Genomic DNA, 21,748 nt, shown 5'->3' with positions numbered 1-21,748 from the left:
TCTTAATTTAAAGTTCTAAATATAATCATAACGTATAGGTGTTTTTAACAACTTGTATACACATCAAAGGGGGGGATTTTATGAAAAGAATACTATTAATTGCGAGTGCCTTTATTGGTGTAATTGTGGGAGCAGGATTTGCATCAGGGCAAGAGGTACTGCAATACTTTACTAGTTTCGGCATGATGGGAACATTGGGAGCAATCATTACCACAGTATTATTTACATATGTAGGCATGATGCTTGTCTGGCTTAGTAGTAAATCAAAGACTGATTCGCATAAAGCAGTCATTCATCGTATCACTGGTACGTCACGCTTTGGGAAAATGTTGGGTTGGATCATTGACTTGGTGATCATCTTTACATTGTTTGGCGTCGGTGTTGTCATGATTGCTGGTGCCGGTTCCAATTTAAATCAACAATTTGGACTACCAAGTATTGTAGGTACATTATTAATGACAGTCCTTATTTTATTGGCAGGCATGTTAAAAGTAGAAGGTGTAGTGAAAGTCATTGGTAATATCACGCCATGTTTAATTATTTTCATTATTATTATTTCTGTATTTAGTTTTATGACGGCGGATACATCATTTTCACAATTAAATACGCTTGCAGATGCCAAAAGTTCGACATTGCCAAACTGGTTTGTGGCAGGTGTAAACTATGCATCGTTTAACACTGCAGTAGGTGCATCTATGGCAATTGTAATGGGGGGTTCTGAAAAGAATACGAAAATTGCAGCAATTGGTGGGTTGATAGGCGGACTGGCACTAGGCCTAATGATTGTGTTAAGCCATTTAGCTATTTTTACACAAATAGATATGGTTGGAGATATGGAAATGCCGATGCTAGGTATTGTCAATAACATCTCACCTGTATTAGGGATTATAATGGCTATCGTGATATTTGGCATGATTTTTAATACTGGACTGGGTATGTTTTATGCTTTTGCGACACGGTTTACTGAAGCGGATTCACGTCAATTTAAAGTCTTTTATACGCTTACCGTTGTTATTGGTTTGTGTTTAAGCTTTGTAGGTTTTACGGATTTAGTAGCCATATTCTATCCGTTAATTGGTTATTTAGGCTTAGTCCTCATATTGGTATTGTTCTATGCACCATTTAAATTGAAATTAGGTAGAATTGGTTATAGAAAAAAATGAACAAAGGTTAGATTATGGAAATATAAAATAAATAAAAACATGGTGGAATATCAAACAGAAACTAAATAAGACTGGACTGAAACTGGATATTTTGTGTAGGAATATAAAGAAAGAGATATCTAAAAATATTTCACGATAGTATGTAACTCAAATCAATGCGACAAGTAACTGGAAATTGGTAATGATTTGAAAAAGCACTGATAATTTTGAAATAGACTATCTATAAAAATAAACAAACCCATGGGCAAATTAGCACATGGGATTTGTCTAAATTCTGACATATTCTAATAAGGAATATATTTTTAAATATTAATCATTTTCATAATTAAAATTCTTGTTTTTGAATTTTTCATACAACTCATTTTTTTTAAACATATTAGAGTCAATATCCTTATAGTTTGCGTCTGAAATAAATTCTGCAAAATTTTTGAATATATCTGTTATTAGCTTTTCTATACTAGATAATTTGTATATATGATTAGTATCTTCATTTACACTATCTGATTTAATATTTGTATACTGCCATTTACTAAAGTCATTATTATTTTTATTTATTATATTAATTGTCAATGCGATGAGGAAGTATCGTCCGTATTTAATTAAAACTTTTATAGATTCTATATTTTCTATTTTTTCATTAGACTCTAGTTTTTTTAATAGATCTTTTAAGAAGTTTTCGGTAATTAATTTTTTTAATTCAAAAGAAAAATTAACTGGTTTATAGTACTTGTTAAATAAATCATTAAAAGTAAGATTTTCATCTCTTTTAAAAATGTCTTGATCATTAAAAATTCCTGGTTTGTCACTGTCTTCTTTTAATAATGTAGAAATACCTTTTGATCGAGCATCTCCAGGTTTCTGTCCTAAGTATGCTTTTGTAAGTCTTGCAAAATTACTTAAAATAAATTGTCTACTATTGATACTTTCACTTTCACCTCTCCTAATTAATTCGAATTGAAATTCGGTTGTTGTATCTAAGTTATTCATCTGGTAAGTAAAGTCATAAGTGTAAGCAATATCTTCTTGTTTAATAGGCTTTTGTCTATTAAGTGCAACAGTTATTTTATCAATTTGTTTTTTTTGAATTTCTTTATTTATATTTTTTTCATCTTTTATGCTATTGTCAGTACAACCAGTTTCTTTATTTGTTTGTGTTGAAAATGTAAAAATTCTTAAAAGAACAGAGGAATCATTTTTACTGTAATTTGTTCTTGCTACTGTACTAATTGTTTGAGCTCCGTTAATAACTGATATTAATTCACTACTTTTTATTGTAAGTTGTAACTCGTCAAATTTTGCTAAACTCATTAAATTTTCATCAGGAACATAAATACTAATTCCATTGTTTAAAAACCAAAATTCACCAGAATTATTAGCTAAGGTTGATTTAATTGAATTATCGACATTTAATTGTTCACTTAGTCCTATTCTTAAATTATTTTGAAATAGTCTGTCACCGACATTATCATATAATGATATTACATCTTGTAATGTAGCTGTAAATACAAAACTTTTAAGTGAAATGCAGCTATTTTGAATTGCTAATTCATTTTCCAAACATTGTATTCGATTATTGATAGAAATACTAAGTGTTTTTTCATCGGGTATTTGTACAAGTAAATGTGAATTATATTCGATATTTCTGAGTAAAAATTTATTATTTTTTTTAATTTCTTTCAATTTTCCTTGTATCAATTTTCTTAATTTTGATATATGATCTTTGCTATTGTTATGTAAATTTTTAGTATTTTGATATATATCTAAAAGTAATACTTTGTCTATATTTGATAAATCTACTTTATCACTAAGTTGGTTTAGTGAATCTTCGAAATCTGAAATAGTTAAACTTTCTTTTTTAATTAATAGTAAAAGTTCTTCGTCGCCAAGTTCAATATCAAATGAAGTAATAAGATTTTGTTCATTTGTTTCAAAGAGCTTTCGAGTACATCTTTCTAATGAATCATTTGTATAATCTTCAATATCATTATTATCTAAGATTCTTTTTAAATTTTCTATTAATTGATTATTCATATTTATTCCTCGTCCTTTTTTAATGATAACTTGTCAAATGGTATGAATGTATATCCTTTAGGTAAGTAATAATTCACATTATCAATAAATTCACTAATTTTACAGTTGACAGAGTTTTTGAAAGCTTTAAATTCACTAGAAGTTTCTGTTACTTTAAATTCTCTTATGCTTTGGGTATATATCAATAAGTATTTTTCAACTTGCATTAAAAACTTAATTTTGGCCCTATATTTTTCATTTTCAAAAGTATCGAAGATTGAAGTTAGAAAAAAATTGATTTGCCTATCAAGTTCATATAAAAGGTCTTGATAATCATTATGTTCTGCCAAAAGTAAAGCTTTATCTGTTAAATAATTCACTAGATGTTCTGATTCCGGATATATACTTCCCATATTAATTCCGAATAATTGCTTTAAGTCAGTTCTTATTTGTTCTTTAAATTCACAATCGATAGTGATAATTTTCGTTTTCCATTCAGGTATTGAAATATAATCATTTCCTGAGAATAAAATAAGACCACCTTGTTGAGCTTTGATTCTTTCATTTAAATTTGTATAATCTATAAGTCTATGTACATACCCTTGCAGTCTGTTAAGTCCAATCTTCCCATTCAACATATTTTCAAAGTATCTTTGTATAGTTTCGTTATTAGATGAGTACATTTTATCAATAGCATATATAAAGACTTTCCCATCGTTATCATCTCTAGAATCTATATCTTCTGTGAAGTGTGGTGTAACAGCGAAAAACAGAGCTATTAATGAATTGAAAGAAACATCTAATAATCTACTTGGAAATCCACCATGTTGTGCATTCATTGCTGCTTGTAAATAATTTTTATTTTCAGATAGTTTATTGGTTATTACTTCATCAAGTATATTTTTTTCAAAATTTCGCCCTCTATAGTTTGGGTTTCTAAATAAATTTGGCATACCAGGGTAGTCATGTTTTTTTGATTCTCCTCGATAGCAAACCATATCTATTCCTAAAGTAGATTTGAAATAATCAGTGGCTTGCTGAATCTCTTTTATAAATTCGCTAATATTTTTTATTTTTCCCATTTCGTACTCCTTTGCATAATTATAATTTAATTATAAACCAATGACTCTCATTAGAATATAAAAGTTATTATTAGTTTAATATTTAACTAAATGGATACTCGTACAATATGGTTTTAAGCACACCTTATTTCTATTTTTTAGTTATAATAAAATTATAGGAATGGGGGTGTTTTTTTATGAACGAAGAAACGTTGGAAATATTGCAGATGAATGCACTTCAATTGTTAGGGATTCAATTAGAAGGATTTGATATGGATGATTTAAAGGGGATTAGTAACCATATTAAGACACCGTTCACTAATACGACACGTAAACAGTATAGAAATGAGCTTAAACACTTTATCGTTCACATGAATAGTAATAAAATTTATCATTATACTAATACCTTTGGCGTGAACTTTTTGATTTTTAAATTCAAAAAATATAAGCAAGTGTATATCATAGGGCCTTATATGGAGCAAAGACCGAATGAGCGCCGTTGTAATGAGCTGCTTCAAAGTGCAAATATAAAAATATCTAAACTATCTATCTTGAAACAATACTTATTGCGAATACCGTTATGTCACCATGTTAAAGCGCAAAAAATGTGTCGCTTAGCAATTCGTTTTTTAAAGAAAAGGAATACCAGTTATGAAACGGTCAAAATTGATTTGAATTTTCATGCGACTTCTGAAGTTTTAGCTGCTTCGAAGGCACAAATCGATTATACGTTACAAGAAATTGAGCAACGGTATAATTTAGAAAATCAATTGCTAACTGCTGTAGAAAATGGCAATGTTAATGAAGCATTATCAATATTAAATGAAATGAATTTGTCTGTAGCAGGGTTACGTAGAGTGAAAGACGATGTGTCTAATGAGCAATATAAAGCATTTTTAATTAATACTTTATGTCGTAAAGCTGGCGAAAAAGCAGGTATAAGTTTAGTTCATATTGATGAGATTTCTGAAAAATATGCAGCGATAATAGATCAAACGATGGATAGTGAAACACTTAATGAAGTTATCCATTTAATTGTAAAAGAATATGCTGAACGTGCGATGAGAACGAAAGCAAATGCTTATAGTCCAAAAATAAGCAAAGTAATACAGTATATCGAACAGAATTTGGATAGTACATTATCTTTGAACGAACTAGCAGGCCATGTCAATCTTGCGCCGAGTTATTTATCACGCATATTTAATCAAGAGTTAGATCAATCTATTTCACAATATATTATCGCGTTAAGAGTGAAGAAAGGACGCGATCTCATTTCACGAACTAAGATGTCTGTATCAGAAATAGCGACGTATGTTGGTTTTAAGGAGCAGAGTTACTTCACGCAATGTTTCAAAAAACAATATGGCATGACACCATTAAAATATCGAATGGAGCATAAAGAGTTTTATTAGAGCTTCCATTTGAGTAATGGACGAGAAATTTGTGATTTTTGGTAAATAAAATTATAAAAATGTAAAAATAATATTAAAAAGAGTTCGGAAAAGATGTTGAATAATCATTTTGATAATGTATTTTTACAACTTAAATTGCATACAAAGAAAAATAGTGCTAGTAGCGCCGAATTTTTTAAGATAGGCATGATTTCAACTGTTATCGACGATTCGAAAAATATCATACAAAATAGATACACTTTCCAACCATATAACAACGTTGTTATTTTTGATTGACTGTTTCCATTTTCAAAATATAATTAAAATAAGCTCTCTATAAATGAGTTACAGGGGATGTATGTCATCGACTTGATCAATCGATGAAATTTATGGAGAACTATTTTTCGGATATACAAGAAAACGCTTACAATTTATATCTATTTACGGATGCTTGTTATGACTAAAATCACGAATACAGACCAAAAGCAGTTTGGATGACAGTAGCGATTCGAACATGTTGATGGTGGAAAGAGGTAATCAGTATGGTTACAGCAAAATTAAAACCGGCATATAGTAAGTTGAAAAGTTTTAAAGAAATTCAAGAGCCTAGGTTGAAATTCAAAGAGAAATTGTCATATGGCTTTGGAGATTTAGGGAACGGTATGATGTTTGATATGGGGCAAATTTATTTGCTATTGTTCTATACGGATATATTAGGTATTCCTTCGTGGGTTGGCGGCATGGTGTTTTTAGTGTCGAAATTTTTTGATGCTTTTGTAGATACGGCTGTGGGTACTTTAGTTGATAATCAGACCAATTTTGCGAAACGTGGAAAATTCAAGCCTTTTATTTTATACGGCAGTATACCTTTAGCAATACTAACAGTAATTACATTCTTATCTCCAGACATTGGTCAAACTGGTAAAATTATCTGGGCATTTGGTTCATATTTATTATTTAATGCGGCATATTCTTTTGTGAATATTCCTTATGGTTCATTATCTGCGTCTATGACGATTAATGCGGATGATCGGACGCAATTATCCGTCTTTCGTAACATGGGATCGCAAGGTGCAATGTTTATCTCTGGTATTGTCGTCATTCCGGTAGTTAGCTTATTTCCAAATCATCAAATTGGTTATCCAATTGCTGTAGGTATTTTAGCGATTGCTGGTGTGATCTTCCATATGATTTGTTATAAAGGGGTAACAGAGAGACATACAGTGGAAAGACCGAAAGAAAAGGGCATAGGGCGTAAAGCATTTTTAAATTTATTGAAGAATAGACCATTCATAGTCTTGGCAGTTTATACATTACTAACAATTAGTGCATTGTTTTTACAACAATCATCTCAGTTATTTTATTTGAAATATGTCTTAGGAGAAGCAAATTTGGTAGGTATTGTCAGTACATTGAACTTTATTGTCTTAATTCCTGCATTGTTGTTAACGACATTTTTAAGTAAAATGTTTGGTAAAAAAATGACTGCAATTATTGGTATTGGAGGGTTTATAATATTCCAATTTATCAATTTTGCATTTTTCTCTGATAATGTTGTGATGTTTTTAGCTATAAATACGACCGCACAATTATTTTTAGTAATTCCTAACACAGTAACTTGGGCATTTATAGCCGATGTCGTGGAATATGGACAATGGCAAACAGGCCTTAGATCTGAGGGGATTATTTATGCAAGTTATAGCTTTACTAGAAAAATATCTCAAGGTTTAGCTGGTTTCATACCTGGTGCTTCTTTAACGCTAATAGGCTTAGTACCAAATGCGGCTCAATCAGCAGAGACAATACAAGGTTTGAAAATCTTATTCTTTATTGTACCAGCATCAGCTTGTTTAATTGCAGTAATCTTGTTCTTCTTCGCTTATCCATTGACTGATCGCAAACATAAACAAATTGTTAAAGAGTTAGCATTACGAGAAGAATTATAATTTTGAAATAGATTTCGACATATGAAAGGAGTTATGCAACATGTTATATCCAGTTGTAAATGATTATAGAAGTATCATTGATTTAAATGGTATTTGGCAATTCAAATTAGAAAACAATAATGAAACGGTAGATGTATCTCAACCATTACAAACAGACAAAGTCATGGCAGTACCAGGCTCTTATAATGACCAAGGTGTTACTGCTAATATTCGCAATCATGTAGGCAATGTTTGGTATGAAAGAACATTTACTGTACCGAATGTATTACGAAATGAACGTATTGTACTGAGATTTGGCTCTGCTACACATAAAGCAACGATTTATATTGATGGTCAGGAAGTGACATCGCATCAAGGTGGCTTTTTACCTTTTGAAGTGGAACTTTCAGAAGTCCATAGCTCAGGCACGCATCGTTTAACTGTATGTGTGAGTAACATATTAGATGAGACGACGTTACCAGTGGGTGACTACAGTGAATCGACAGATAAGGACGGTAACCTTATTAAGAAAAATTCACCAAACTTTGACTTCTTCAACTATGCAGGCTTACATAGACCAGTGAAAATTTATACAACACCTCAAACGTTCATTGAAGATATTGAAATTGTACCAGAACTTGAAGCGGACATTGCGCTTGTGAAATATAAAGTAACAACAAGTGCACAAGTTGAAGCTGTACAAGTAAGGTTAGTTGATGAAGATGATAATTATATTGCTGAAGCAACGGGTGAATCTGGCACAATTCAAGTTGAACATCCACATTTATGGGAACCTTTAAATGCCTATTTGTATCATTTAGAAGTTTCAATTTTGGAAAATGGTACTGTTATTGACACATATGCAGAGCGCTTTGGTATACGTTCTGTAGAAGTAAAAAATGGTCAATTCTTAATTAATGATAAACCGTTCTATTTTAAAGGATTCGGCAAACATGAAGATAGCTATTATAATGGTCGTGGTATGAATGAAGTAACCAATGTATTAGACTTCAACCTTATGAAATGGATTGGCGCCAACTCATTTAGAACGTCGCATTATCCATACTCAGAAGAGATGATGCGTTTAGCCGATGAACAAGGTATCGTCATCATTGATGAAACAACTGCAGTAGGTGTGCATTTGAATTTCAGTGCCATTTTAAGTGGTAACAGAACAAGAGATACATTTAAAGAAATAGGGACGAAAGCAGCTCATGAAGATGTGATTAAAGGATTAATCGCACGTGATAAAAACCACGCCTGTGTAGTAATGTGGTCAATTGCCAATGAACCGGCATCAGATGAAGTAGGGGCTAAAGAATACTTTGAACCATTAATCAATTTAGCGCGTACAAGTGATCCACAAAATAGACCAGTGACAATAGTAACTATTTTGACTTCGCAACCGGATACGTGCCAAGTTCAAGACTTAGTAGATGTGTTGTGTTTAAATCGCTATTATGGTTGGTACACACAATCAGGGGATTTAGAAGCAGCGAAAATAGCGCTAGAACAAGAATTAGATGGTTGGACTGAAAAGCAACCAGGCAAACCGATTATGTTCACAGAATACGGTGCCGATACAGTGGCAGGTATGCATTCATTGAATGATGAATTATTTACTGAAGAATATCAAATTCATTATTATGAGGCGAATCATGAAGTCATTGATCGATATCCGCAATTCATTGGGGAACAAACGTGGAATTTTGCAGACTTTGAAACTTCGACAGGGATAATTAGAGTTCAAGGTAATAAGAAAGGTATTTTTACGCGTGAACGCAGACCTAAAGCAGTTGCACATTATTTCAAACAACGTTGGGAAAGTATCCCAGATTTTGGATACAAAGGATAACATGCCTCAATCCTGTTAACTAGAATTATTAAAAATCGTTTAGTTGATTATAATACCCTTCTTCTATAAAGCATAGGAGAAGGGCTACTTTTTGTATTGATATCGATCATCATTCAACAATAAAAAAGACGGGAGTGGGACACCGATTTAATATTACTAAAAGATTCATTGTCCGACTCTCGTCTTGAAATTTTTATTAGTTTAAACAACACATGTCAATGAAGCTTAATTCATTTAATTTACTTTTCATGTATTTAAGATATTATAATTTTGCTTGCCATTTGTCTGTCCATACTAAGTCATTGTAGCTGCCTTTGAATTCACTTTCACCCATGATTTTATCGACAGTTTGTTTGATTGTTTCAGGATTTGAATGATAGGCATTGATGTAGGCTTTGACCATTGTAGCGTCGTGTAAATGTGTGGTGAAGTTTAATGAAACAAATACAGTAGGTACTTCATGTACATACCACGGGATTTCATTACTCATCGCTGTACCCCATTTAATACGATAGTTATTTTCAGCAGCATAGCCAATTATATTTGCGAACACTAGCGCAGCATCTACTTTTTCACGATAATCTAATGTTTTACCTTTAACGCGAGTTGAGCCATCATTTAAGGTAACGTTAAAGCCACGCGACTCTAATTCTTTAATAAGATCTTCTTGCACGTTATTCGCAGGTTTATAAATACCGTCTTTTTCTCCTTCAATAACATAAAGCTGGATGTTTTTATGCGTTTCAGGGCGAATTGGGAGTTGGTCTAATGTGTTTTTGACTAATGTGATACCTAAATCTGCAGCTTCAGTACGCATATCTAAATGTGATTGGCAGCCGATAATAGCTAAGTCTTCTTGTGGGCGGATAATCGAGCCATCTGCTTGTTTTTTATGCAGATTTAATTGTGCTTTTAAACCTAATACACGGCGCACTGCATCATTTAAACGTTCCTCTGTAATTACCCCATTATTATAACCATTTAGCATAAAGTTATAATCTTCCTCTAAATCATTAAAGAATAGGAACATATCACAACCTGCTGCAATAGAAAGTGGTACGTAATCTTCACGACGCATAGCCGCAGTCATACCTAACATATGACTAGCATCTGTTACGACTAAGCCATTGAAGTGCATGTCATCTTTAAGCAGGTCAGTAATTAACTCATGAGAGAGTGTTGCCGGTAAAATATCTTTGTCTTCCAAACTTGGATTTAACTTTTTAGAGTAAGCAGGTTGTGCAATATGCCCTGCCATAATCATCTGAACGCCACGGTCGATGTGGTGTTGATAAACTTTGCGGAAGCTGTTATCCCAGTCTTTTGTTGACAATTCATTGACACCTAATACTAAATGTTGATCGCGTTCTTCTGTGCCATCTCCTGGGAAATGTTTGATACATGTAATCATGTCACGTTCTGCATTAAAGCCGTCGATAAATGCACTGGAATACTTGATGACAGTTTCAGCATTTGTACCATATGCACGTGTATTGACAATGGTATTGCGCCAATTCTCTAAGATGTCTACACATGGATCAAAGTTGATGTGAACACCTAACGCTGAAGACTCGCGTGCAGATACTAGACCAGCATTGTAAGCAACTTTCGTATCTTGCGCAGCTTCACATTGTGCAGCACTTGCAATATAAGTCCCATCTTTACAGGAACCATTACCACCAGAATCACAGTTTGCGGCAACTAATACAGGAATTTTAGCATGTGTTTGTAAATCGTTTAACAACTGCTGCACATCTGCTTTATTTCCACCTTCATAGCGTGCACCACCAATGTGATAGCGTTCAAGTACTTCTTTATTACTTAAATCAGAATCATTAAATTTTTTGCCGCCCTCTAATGAGAATAAATTAAAAAAGAGTTGGCCGATTTTTTCTTCGTCTGATAAGTTATTTAATGTTTGTTCTACCCATGTGATTTGTTCATCGTCTAAGTTATAAGGTGCTGCTTTTAAATTTACGTTTACCATATCATTATTTCGCTCCTTTAAAATTGTTATAAAACACATCAATTAATGAAGATTGTATTGCTTCGTTAAACTGTCCTTCTTTGAAAATATTTAAATATTTATTGTTAAAATCAAGCCATGATTGATCCTCATGACCAGCAAGTATTGGATAGAAATATAAGTCATGTGACTGTGCGGCGTCCATATCTCCTTTGGCATCACCTAACATAATGATGTCCTCACGTTTATAATATTGCTTTAAGACATCTAGACATTGTTCTTTGGTGCCAGCTTCTTGCGCAAACATACCGTTCAAATAAGGTGTGAGATGGTATGTTTCCCATTCATGCTGTACAGCGGATAAGTTTGCAGATGACACGATGGCAATATCGGCAAATGTAGCAGCATTTTTCAAACTATTTAAGACGTGGTTAAATGGACCAGTACTTGGCAATTTCTTAATACGTGTGTTGACATTCAGCGACCAAGACAAGGCTTTTTTAAGACCGGTTTGTGTTGGTGCATTAGCAATTGCTGCTTCTAGACTTGGATTTGAAAATGATTCAGTCGTTGCAACCCATTGCTTGATATCTTCGTAACCTTCAATAGTTATATTATCTGCGACAAGTTCGCTGAGCATTTTCTCTAATCCTCTGAATCGATTAATACCTCTTGTAATTTCATAAAGATTAAAGGCGTTCCAACGTTGCAGTATCGCATCGGCATTATCTTCAAGTTGCCATTCTTCAACAAGTGCAGGTCCAAATGCACGTTCATGTTTGATAGTCATTGAATCAATGGCACAACCATCAGAATCGACACAAATTAATTTATTAAATTTAGGTTGATATTGTGGTAAAGATTCGATCATTCGACATGTTCCTCTCAAAATTTTTTTGAATATGTGTGAAGTCCTAAGTAATGCTGCTCATAAATATTATGAATGTTGCTATTTAATAGGAGTGCAAGGCAAATATACTATTTAATTGAGTTTAAGTTAGGGAGTATATAAATATATTGTTCAAAGAAAGAGTGAGTATTTAAAATAAAACGCTTTCTTTACACTGTTAAAGTTAGCATTTCAATTTTAAAAAAACTATAGGATTTCAAAAAATAATGTGATTTAATTCACAAAAATGATGATTTAGGACAAATTTTTCTTAAAAAAGTCAAATAAATGATAAAAACATTTTCTATTAAACGAATTTTCAGATAAATAGATGTAATTTTATCAATTTGTTCACAATTTGTTATTAATCATATTGAATTTCAATAGAAATGCGCTAAACATTGTAATAACGCTATTTACAGTGTATATAATGTATTAAATTTACAGCTACACAATTCAGACATGAAAATATTGTAATTGACTTGAATTAAATAAAAAATATAATGAAAATGAGTTGAGTAGGGAAGCTATAAGGAAAGGGAAGATGATAATGAAAAAAATGCAAACTTTACAACAACTGCATGACAATTATCTTGTGGCAGTAGTGAGAGGTCATTCACAAGAAGACGCATTACAAAAGAGCAAACAAATTATTGAAGGGGGCATTTTAAATATTGAAGTGACATTTACGACCCCTCAAGCTGAAGAAGTAATTAAAACATTGAATACACAAAACCATGAAAATGTATTAGTTGGTGCTGGTACTGTGATGGATGCAATAACAGCACGTATCGCTATTATGAATGGCGCTCGTTATATTGTTAGTCCGCATTTTGATGAAAGTATTGCCGAAATGTGTAACTTATATGCGATTCCGTATTTGCCAGGTTGTGGTTCAGTAACAGAAATTACGCAAGCCATGAAGCGTGGTGTAGATGTTGTAAAGCTGTTCCCAGGTGATTTACTAGGTGCAGATTTTATTAAAAATGTGCATGGACCGATACCACAAGTTGAAATGATGCCTTCAGGTGGTGTATCCATTGATAATATGCAGGACTGGTATGACAAGGGTGCATTCGCAATTGGCATTGGAAGTGCCTTAACTAGAGGTGCAACAAGTGATGATCATCATGTAGTAGTAAGTCAAACCAAAGCATTTGTGAAAAAATTTGAAGAAATAAGAAGGTAAGACCATGTCATTTATTACGTTTGGAGAATTACTCTTAAGACTTATGCCACCCAATTATCAAACATTTCAACAAGCACATCGTTTTGATATTCAGTTTGGAGGTGCTGAAGCAAATGTGGCAATTGGGCTCTCAGGGTTAGGCGTAAATACATCAATGATTACAGCATTACCGGATAATGACTTGGGTCAGACAGTGATACAGATGTTAAAAAAATATGATGTTGAAACACGCTATATTCAGAATGGTGAAGGTAGACTTGGACTATATTATATGGAAAAAGGCATTGCATTTCGACCTTCTCATATAATCTATGATAGAGATTATTCACTGTTTACAAAAATGCGTTATGATGATTTTCAATTTGAAAATGCATTTAAACATCACCACTGGTTTCACTTTACTGGCATTACACCAGCTCTAAATGACGCACTGTTCGATACGATATTGCAAAGTGTACAACTCGCTAAATATATGGGGCTTTATGTAAGTTGCGATTTAAACTTTAGGGCAATGCTTTGGGATTTTCAAACAGCAAGAGAAAAATTATCACTATTGTTGCCGTATGTCGATTTAATTTTTGGCTATGAACCTTTGAGTTTACCTGATGGTTCCGGCAAAGATAAAAAAGATGGATTATCACGACTTGCAGATGAAATAACGCTACGACCGATATTGCAAGAAATTCATGACAAATATGATATTGCATATATCGCTTTTACACAAAGAAAAAATATTGCAAACTCTAGAAATCGCTTACAAGGATTTTTGTCTTCTAAAAATCAGCTAGTAAAAACAGAGACTTATGAAAGTGAAATCTTGGATCGTGTTGGCACAGGAGATGCTTTCAGTGTGGGCGTTATTTATGGCATTATGAAAGGTTTATCGATGCAAGAAACAGTCAATATTGCCGTCAACAATATGCTATATAAACATGCAGTTGAAGGTGATTATAATTTTACAAATATTGATCGTATTAAAGATATTACTGAAATGGAACTAGACATCAAACGTTAGAAAGAGGTCATCTTATGGTTTCAATGACAACGAAAAGAAATCAAGACAAACACGCAAAATTTGAAGAAATAGGAACACCAAAATTAAAATTCAAAGAAAAATTGTCATACGGTTTGGGAGATTTAGGGAACGGTATGATGTTCGACATGGGACAAATTTATTTATTGAAATTTTTCACAGACATATTGGGTATCTCTGCATTTTATGGTGGACTTGTATTTTTAGTTTCTAAGATATTTGATGCATTTGTAGATACAGGAGTAGGGACTTATGTGGATTCAAGAACAAATATAGGAAAACGTGGAAAATTCAGACCCTTTATTCTGTTCGGCACAGTCCCGTTAGCAATTTGTACAGTATTATCATTTATTTCACCTAATTTAGATCAAAGTGGCAAAATCATTTGGGCATTTGCAACATATATGTTGTTTAACGCGGCGTATTCTATAGTGAATATTCCCTATGGATCTTTGTCCGCTTCAATGACAGTAAACTCAGAAGATCGAACACAATTATCAGTTTATAGAAATTTAGGTTCACAAGGCGCACTTTTTGTAGCAGGTATTGTTGTAATCCCTATGGTCAATCAATTTCCGAATCACGCACTTGGCTATCCTATAGCAGTAGGATTACTTGCAGCGGTCGGTGTGATATTACATTTAATTTGTTATAAAAACGTTAAAGAGAGACATGTCATTCAACGTCCTAAAACAAAAGGCATGGGTAAACAAGCATTTATCAGCTTAGTAAAAAATAGCGCATTTGCAATATTAGCAACGTATACTTTGTTAACGATTATGGCGACATTCTTGAAACAATCCTCACAATTATATTATTTCCAATATGTGATGGATGCACCTAACTTAGTTGGTTTTGTAAGTACATTGAACTTTGTCATTCTGATTCCAGGTTTATATATAACAACGTTGTTAAGTAAAAAGGTAGGTAAAAAAATGACAGCAGTGATTGGGATAGGCGGTTTTATCGTTTGTGAAGTACTCAATTATCTCTTCTTCGGTGACGATATCACTACGTTCTTAGTCGTTAATACCATATCATCATTCTTCTTGGTGATTCCAAATACTGTGGCATGGGCATTTATTGCAGATGTAGTGGAATATGGTCAGTGGAAATCTGGAATTCGTTCAGAAGGCATCACATATTCGAGCTATAGCTTCACACGTAAGATTTCACAGGCGTTGGCCGGATTTATTCCAGGTCTTGCCCTCACGATGATTGGTTATAAGCCGAATGTTGCGCAAAGTGCCGAAACGTTAGCTGGTCTTAAAGTCTTGTTCTTCGCAGTACCGGCCATAGGTTGCTTAATCGCATTATTCATATTCCTATTTGGCTATCCATTAACAGATAAACGTCATAAACAAATTGTTAAAGAACTAGCATTGAGAGAAGAGATTTAAGATAGGAGTGTATACCATGACAACATTTATTAATGATAATTTTATGCTACAAAATGATAAAGCAATTGAGCTTTATAACCAATATGCTAAAGCTATGCCCATCTATGACTACCATTGCCATTTAGATCCTCAGCAAATTAGCGAGAATACGCATTTTGATGATATTACTGAACTTTGGCTAGGTGGTGATCACTATAAATGGCGTGCGATGCGTGCACAAGGCATTGATGAGCACTACATTACGGGTGATGCATCTCCCAGAGAAAAATTTAAAAAGTGGGCTGCGACACTAGAAAACTGCGTTGCCAATCCACTTTACCATTGGTCACATTTAGAACTAGCAATGTATTTCAACGTACATGAATTATTAACTGAAGCCAATGCAGATAGATTATACGATGAGATTAACACATATTTAAAAAATAACCACGTGACTGCACAATCGTTGATTATGCAATCAAATGTAAATCTCATATGTACAACAGATAATCCAACTGATGATTTACATTATCACGATGACATCAAAGGACAATCTGATTTTACAACAACAGTGTTACCAGCATTTCGACCGGATGTTGCGTTCAAAGTAGATACACCTGACTTTGCGCATTTTATTGAAAAATTAAGTCAATTAACGATCCTCATTGATAGTGTTGGAACATTTATAGAAGGTATGAAGCAAAGAATTGATTATTTCCACAGTAAAGGTGGAAGACTTGCTGATCATGGTTTAGCCACGATTGAATATCAACCATATTCACAAAATGAGATTGAACACATTTTTGATAAAGGATTGAAGCATCAATACATTACAGAAATTGAAAAAGCTCAATTCCAAACCTTTTTACTGTATGAATTAAGCAAACTATACACAGAGAAGGATTGGGTAATGCAGATTCACTTTGGTGCGATACGTAATAACAATAGCAAAGCCTTTGAAACTTTAGGCGCAGATGCTGGATTTGATTCAATCAGCGACCAACAAAATTTAGCGAATAATTTAAATCAATTGCTAGATATGATGGCATCAGATCAGCATTTACCACGTACAATTTTGTATAACTTAAATCCAACATATAACGATATTGTCGGTTCAACGATTGCTAATTTTCAAAATGAGCCGAATATCCAAAGTAAGGTACAACACGGTGCTGGTTGGTGGTTTAACGATACAAAACGTGGCATGTTAAATCAAATGGCATCGCTTGCGGATCAAGGGTTGCTCATGCATTTTGTTGGAATGTTAACAGATTCTAGAAGCTTTATTTCATATTCTAGACATGACTATTTCCGCAGAATTTTATGTACATTTATTGGTGACTTAGTAGAGAAAAATGAAATACCTGATGATGCTGCATTATTAGAAAAATTAATTACACAAATTTGTTACAACAATGCATATAACTATTTCAAATTAATTTAAAGAGAGGGGCTGTCATTTGTTATGAAAATGACATTTAGATGGTATGGCAAAGACGATCCAATTAGTCTTGAATACATCAAACAAATTCCTGGTATGAAAGGCATCGTTAGTGCGATTTACGATATACCAGTGGGGGAAGTATGGCCATTAGAAAAAATAAAGGCACTTAAATCAGAAGTTGAAGCTGCAGGATTAGAATTATCAGTTATTGAAAGTGTACCGGTGCATGAAGATATCAAACTAGGCAAACCAACACGTGAGCAATATATTGAGAATTATTGCCAAACCTTACGTCATTTAGGGCAAGCTGGTATTAAAGTAGTTTGTTATAACTTTATGCCTGTCTTTGACTGGACACGTTCACAATTAGACTATCGTTTACCTGATGGTTCTACAGCACTTATTTATGATGAGAATGACATTGCTAAAATGGATCCATTAAAAGGAGAACTTTCATTACCTGGTTGGGATTCAAGTTATACCAAAGAAGATTTAGCGGAATTATTTGCAGATTATAAACAAATTGATGAAGAAAAATTATGGGAGAATTTAGGTTATTTTATTAATAAAGTGATTCCGGTTGCGGAAACAGAAGATATTTTAATGGCAATACATCCGGATGATCCACCATGGGGCATATTCGGTTTACCTAGAATTATTACTAACAAAGCAAATTTGGAACGCTTTATTGCACTACATCCATCTAAGCATAACGGTTTAACAATGTGCTCAGGTTCATTAGGTTCAGATAAAAATAATAATTTTCCAGAAATGTTAGCATATTTTGGGAAAAAAGGACGAGTACATTTTGTACATGCACGTAATGTAAAATTAGTCGGTAACAAATCATTCCAAGAATCGGCACATTTATCGGAAACTGGATCTATAGATATGTATCGCGTTATCAAAGCATTACATGAATTTGGTTATACAGGACCAATTAGACCAGACCATGGCCGTATGATTTGGGGAGAAACAGGTAAACCTGGGTATGGCTTATACGATCGCGCATTAGGTGCAACGTATTTAAATGGTTTATATGAAGCAATTACGAAAGACAACGTAGAATAGGGAGGACATATAGATGCTACCATTTAATGTAGATTTAAGCGGAAAGAATATTGTTGTAACAGGAGGCGCGGGTGTAATCGGTGCCGAAATGTCTAAATCATTAGCGCAATGCGGTGGTAATATAATTATCATTGGTATTGATGAAGCGGGCGGTGAGCGTGTTGTTAAAGAAATTGAAGCAGCAGGTGGCAAAGCATGCTCTATTGTTGCAAGTGTAACTGATAAAGCAGCAATGGAAAAAGCTAAAGATACAGTGCACGATACATTTGGCACAGTAGATATTCTTATTAACGGTGCAGGTGGCAATCATCCAAAAGGTACCACTGATGATGAACAATATGACCCTAATTTGAAACAAGACATGAAATCATTCTTTGAATTGGACGAGAAGAGTGTCGGTTTTGTCTTTGATTTAAACTTTATTGGAACATTTATTCCTTCACAAGTGTTTGCGCAAGATATGGTAGATAAAGCTGATGCAGCAATTATCAACATTTCATCTATGAATGCTTTTACACCATTAACTAAAATACCAGCATACAGTGGAGCCAAAGCAGCAATCAGTAACTTTACGCAATGGCTTAGCGTGTATTTCTCAAAAACAAACATTAGAGTCAATGCGATTGCACCAGGTTTCTTATTAACAGCACAAAACAAAGCACTATTGTTAAATGATGACGGCAGTTACACTGAACGTTCGCAAAAAATTCTTAATGCAACACCAATGGGACGATTTGGAGAGCCAGAAGAATTAATAGGTGCATTATTATTTCTTCTTAACAAACAGGCATCTAGTTTTATTAATGGTGTAGTACTACCTGTTGATGGCGGATTTAATGCATATGCAGGTGTGTAAAGTAATTTAAATAGTACTTTAAAATGTCAATCATAGTACATTAATATTGCACTAGAATTATGAAAAAGTGATAGTTTTGTGAAATAAATCACAAAAACCTTTCAATTTGCATAGTTATCCATTATGATAAGGGTGTAGAAGATAACAAAGCCTTTACGAAATAAAAATTTCGGAGTGATTATGATGAGAAAAGTAATTGAAGCGGTCATTTTTTCAGATGAGAGCAGTTACGAAATTTACACACATACAGGTGTAAATCAAGGTATTATTAATGACATTAAAGATGGATACAGAAGTATTGATTATATAGCTTATATTGATGCAGAGAAAATTTACAACTATGGAATGAAAAAAAAGCTATTAGTAAATAGTTAGTACACTGTATACATCTGTTGCATGAAGTATGATATAACAATGCAAGTTGCTCTGCATAAGTTGTGTGATACTTTATGGATATTTTCTCTCAGTATTAACTTTCATGATTTGTTTGAAGCGCCCTTAAGTATTAGAAAGCCTACGTTACTTATTTATTTGTAACGTAGGCTTTATTTTTATTTGTGAAATAGTCAGAAGTTGTACTAAACGTAGGCTTTAAAATTATGCTTAATTTCATTGTATGCATACAGTGAATTATACATACGCATACGAATATGATCTTCAGATGCGTATGGAATGCGCAGATGACTATGTTGTGCAACATATTTTCGGAACTCATTTTCAAGTCGCTTGCGTTCTGCTATAGGTAATTGAATCCATTCTTCTTTATCGAATAATGCTTCGAAGTGAAATTCAAAGCTCGTTTTATCGATGGACTGTCTTAGCGTTTCTAATCGTACGTCAAAATTCATGACTTAATCCCCCTCGACTTTAATATAGTTATTATAATACCCACTTTATAGTGAACGGTGGAGAATGACAAGTAGTTATAAACCAAAAAACTAATAAAATAAAAATACACATGATACAATTGTTTTAAATAAGAAAAACATATGTATATATCAAGGTGAAAGGGAGCGTTAAAATGGTTGAATTACAAAATAAAGTGGCGATTATCACAGGTGCAAGTAGTGGTATCGGTTCAAGTATTGCAGAAACTCTATCGCAACATGGTGTTAACGTCGTATTAGTAGGGCGTAATGAACAAAGATTATCGGAAGTGGCAACCCGTATTAAATCTACTTCTGAAGCGTCCGTTGTAACACATGTTGTTGATGTAACACACAAAGATGCAGTTGATCAAATAGTCGCAGATACCCAATCGCAGTTGGGACGCGTTGATATTTTAGTTAATAGTGCTGGTTTAATGCTTTCATCGGCAATAACAGAAGGGGAAGTAGACGCATGGGATGCAATGATTGATGTGAATATTAAAGGCACATTATACGGTATTAATGCTGTATTGCCTACTTTTCTAAATCAATCTAGTGGTCATATTATTAATATTGCTTCTATATCCGGATTTGAAGTGACGAAACAAAGTACGTTATACAGTGCTTCTAAAGCGGCTGTTCATTCTATTACGCAAGGGCTAGAAAAAGAATTGGCTAAAACAGGGGTCCGTGTGACAAGCATTTCACCAGGGATGGTAGATACACCATTGAGTGGTGACACAGATTGGGGTGCGCGTAAAAAATTAGACCCTTCAGATATTGCAGAAGCAGTCGTCTATGCATTACAACAACCAAGCCATGTTAATGTTAATGAAGTGACTGTTAGACCTGTATAACGTCAATGCATAATGCATTAGTATTTTAAAATAGGTTGAATTAGGATTTTAATGCAATCCACTGAAAATAAGGTGAGGTGTAACAAAATGAAGACAAATTTTATTTTAGAGACAGATAGATTATATTTAGTACGACCTTCATATGAATATTTAAAGGAATTGCATAACATCCATTCAGATCCTCGCACGAATATTTATAATCCAGCGGGACCACACCTACATATAAATGAAACTATGGAAATGCTTGACACTTGGATGGCGCATTGGTTACAACACCGGTTTGGCTATAGTCTAATGATTGAAAAGCAGAGTGGTCAAATGATTGGTATGTGTGGATTGACCTATAAGAACTTGCAAGACAATACGTATTTAAATCTAGCGTATAGACTAAGTCCAGATTATACAAAACGTGGTTATACAAAGGAAGCGTGTAACGCGATGATGAACTATGTGAAAAACGATATTAAAATAGAAAATCAAATACTTGCTAGGACGAAATATAATAATATAGCTTCTATTATGACGGCACAGTCTCTAGGTTTTAAAGTTAACGAGCAATTCAATGATTTTGAGGAAGCTGGAGATGTATATTTATTTGAGTGATAATGATATACAGGAGCAAATATGACACAATATATCCAATTTGAATTAGAATAAAGTAAAACGCAATTACGATAAATGTTAACAAAATGTCAAAATGCGTTAAAGAAGATGGAAGATAATGGCAATCCGCGAAGTCGCACTACATTGTTGCAAAATCGCATTCAAGCATTGAAACTAGCATTAGCGC

At 33.4% G+C, this 21,748-nt stretch carries 19 protein-coding genes; 14 read left to right on the top strand and 5 right to left on the bottom strand.

The genetic code is table 11. From position 1 onward, the window contains the following. The first annotated feature begins 80 nt into the window (after positions 1-80). On the top strand, positions 81-1,163 hold the full coding sequence (locus BJS11_RS03165; RefSeq protein ID WP_069994482.1) for a YkvI family membrane protein: 1,083 nt from the start codon (positions 81-83) through the stop codon (positions 1,161-1,163). Positions 1,164-1,472: 309 nt separating this feature from the next. Here the strand turns inward: BJS11_RS03165 and BJS11_RS03160 are convergent, their stop codons facing one another. Together BJS11_RS03160 and BJS11_RS03155 are read right to left on the bottom strand one after the other, a co-directional pair. Continuing rightward, positions 1,473-3,194, bottom strand: a complete 1,722-nt coding sequence (locus BJS11_RS03160) for an AIPR family protein (RefSeq protein ID WP_069994481.1) — start codon at positions 3,192-3,194, stop codon at positions 1,473-1,475. A 2-nt stretch (positions 3,195-3,196) separates the two neighbouring features. Continuing rightward, entirely contained in the window at positions 3,197-4,255 is a 1,059-nt protein-coding gene (locus tag BJS11_RS03155; protein WP_069994480.1) for an FRG domain-containing protein, read from the bottom strand. Positions 4,256-4,431: 176 nt separating this feature from the next. Between BJS11_RS03155 and BJS11_RS03150 the strand changes: the two genes are divergently transcribed. From BJS11_RS03150 to uidA, 4 genes are all read left to right on the top strand, one after another. Further along, the gene (locus BJS11_RS03150) at positions 4,432-5,646 is read left to right on the top strand and encodes a helix-turn-helix domain-containing protein (RefSeq protein WP_069994479.1); all 1,215 of its coding nucleotides are present in this window, start codon (positions 4,432-4,434) and stop codon (positions 5,644-5,646) included. A 93-nt stretch (positions 5,647-5,739) separates the two neighbouring features. After that, complete coding sequence (locus BJS11_RS03145; RefSeq protein ID WP_069994478.1) at positions 5,740-5,922, top strand: hypothetical protein; 183 nt, start codon at positions 5,740-5,742, stop codon at positions 5,920-5,922. Positions 5,923-6,167: 245 nt separating this feature from the next. Beyond that, positions 6,168-7,571 (top strand): MFS transporter, encoded by a 1,404-nt coding sequence (locus BJS11_RS03140; protein WP_069994477.1) that lies wholly within the window; start codon positions 6,168-6,170, stop codon positions 7,569-7,571. 40 nt (positions 7,572-7,611) lie between these two features. Beyond that, positions 7,612-9,405 carry a beta-glucuronidase gene (gene uidA, locus BJS11_RS03135; RefSeq protein ID WP_069994476.1) on the top strand — a complete coding sequence of 598 codons (1,794 nt, stop codon included), beginning with the start codon at positions 7,612-7,614 and terminating at the stop codon, positions 9,403-9,405. Between the two features lie 262 nt (positions 9,406-9,667). Here the strand turns inward: uidA and BJS11_RS03130 are convergent, their stop codons facing one another. Beyond that, positions 9,668-11,392: a glycoside hydrolase family 3 protein gene (locus BJS11_RS03130; RefSeq protein WP_069994475.1), complete on the bottom strand. Its 1,725-nt coding sequence runs from the start codon at positions 11,390-11,392 to the stop codon at positions 9,668-9,670. Between the two features lie 4 nt (positions 11,393-11,396). Further along, positions 11,397-12,242 (bottom strand): HAD hydrolase-like protein, encoded by an 846-nt coding sequence (locus BJS11_RS03125; RefSeq protein ID WP_069994474.1) that lies wholly within the window; start codon positions 12,240-12,242, stop codon positions 11,397-11,399. Between the two features lie 568 nt (positions 12,243-12,810). Here BJS11_RS03125 and BJS11_RS03120 point away from each other — a divergent pair. From BJS11_RS03120 to BJS11_RS03090, 7 genes are all read left to right on the top strand, one after another. Next, the gene (locus tag BJS11_RS03120) at positions 12,811-13,449 is read left to right on the top strand and encodes a bifunctional 2-keto-4-hydroxyglutarate aldolase/2-keto-3-deoxy-6-phosphogluconate aldolase (RefSeq protein ID WP_069994473.1); all 639 of its coding nucleotides are present in this window, start codon (positions 12,811-12,813) and stop codon (positions 13,447-13,449) included. 4 nt (positions 13,450-13,453) lie between these two features. Continuing rightward, complete coding sequence (locus BJS11_RS03115; RefSeq protein ID WP_069994472.1) at positions 13,454-14,464, top strand: sugar kinase; 1,011 nt, start codon at positions 13,454-13,456, stop codon at positions 14,462-14,464. Between the two features lie 14 nt (positions 14,465-14,478). After that, positions 14,479-15,882 carry an MFS transporter gene (locus BJS11_RS03110; protein ID WP_069994471.1) on the top strand — a complete coding sequence of 468 codons (1,404 nt, stop codon included), beginning with the start codon at positions 14,479-14,481 and terminating at the stop codon, positions 15,880-15,882. Positions 15,883-15,898: 16 nt separating this feature from the next. Continuing rightward, on the top strand, positions 15,899-17,305 hold the full coding sequence (gene uxaC / locus BJS11_RS03105; protein WP_069994470.1) for a glucuronate isomerase: 1,407 nt from the start codon (positions 15,899-15,901) through the stop codon (positions 17,303-17,305). Between the two features lie 21 nt (positions 17,306-17,326). Continuing rightward, positions 17,327-18,376, top strand: a complete 1,050-nt coding sequence (gene uxuA, locus BJS11_RS03100) for a mannonate dehydratase (RefSeq protein WP_069994469.1) — start codon at positions 17,327-17,329, stop codon at positions 18,374-18,376. Positions 18,377-18,389: 13 nt separating this feature from the next. Further along, positions 18,390-19,232: an SDR family oxidoreductase gene (locus tag BJS11_RS03095; protein WP_069994468.1), complete on the top strand. Its 843-nt coding sequence runs from the start codon at positions 18,390-18,392 to the stop codon at positions 19,230-19,232. Positions 19,233-19,415: 183 nt separating this feature from the next. Continuing rightward, complete coding sequence (locus tag BJS11_RS03090; protein WP_069994467.1) at positions 19,416-19,607, top strand: hypothetical protein; 192 nt, start codon at positions 19,416-19,418, stop codon at positions 19,605-19,607. 203 nt (positions 19,608-19,810) lie between these two features. On the opposite strand, the gene BJS11_RS03085 is transcribed toward BJS11_RS03090, so the two are convergent. After that, positions 19,811-20,080, bottom strand: a complete 270-nt coding sequence (locus tag BJS11_RS03085; protein WP_069994466.1) for a DUF1413 domain-containing protein — start codon at positions 20,078-20,080, stop codon at positions 19,811-19,813. A gap of 173 nt (positions 20,081-20,253) precedes the next feature. Between BJS11_RS03085 and BJS11_RS03080 the strand changes: the two genes are divergently transcribed. Beyond that, on the top strand, positions 20,254-20,958 hold the full coding sequence (locus BJS11_RS03080) for an SDR family oxidoreductase (protein WP_069994465.1): 705 nt from the start codon (positions 20,254-20,256) through the stop codon (positions 20,956-20,958). Between the two features lie 87 nt (positions 20,959-21,045). Then, positions 21,046-21,561: a GNAT family N-acetyltransferase gene (locus tag BJS11_RS03075; protein ID WP_069994464.1), complete on the top strand. Its 516-nt coding sequence runs from the start codon at positions 21,046-21,048 to the stop codon at positions 21,559-21,561. Positions 21,562-21,748: the final 187 nt, after the last annotated feature.

It is taken from the genome of Staphylococcus caeli (assembly GCF_900097965.1).
Lineage (GTDB): Bacteria > Bacillota > Bacilli > Staphylococcales > Staphylococcaceae > Staphylococcus > Staphylococcus caeli.
The sequence above is the reverse complement of the archived record's forward strand: the minus strand, read 5'-3'. Positions and strand labels throughout refer to the sequence as shown.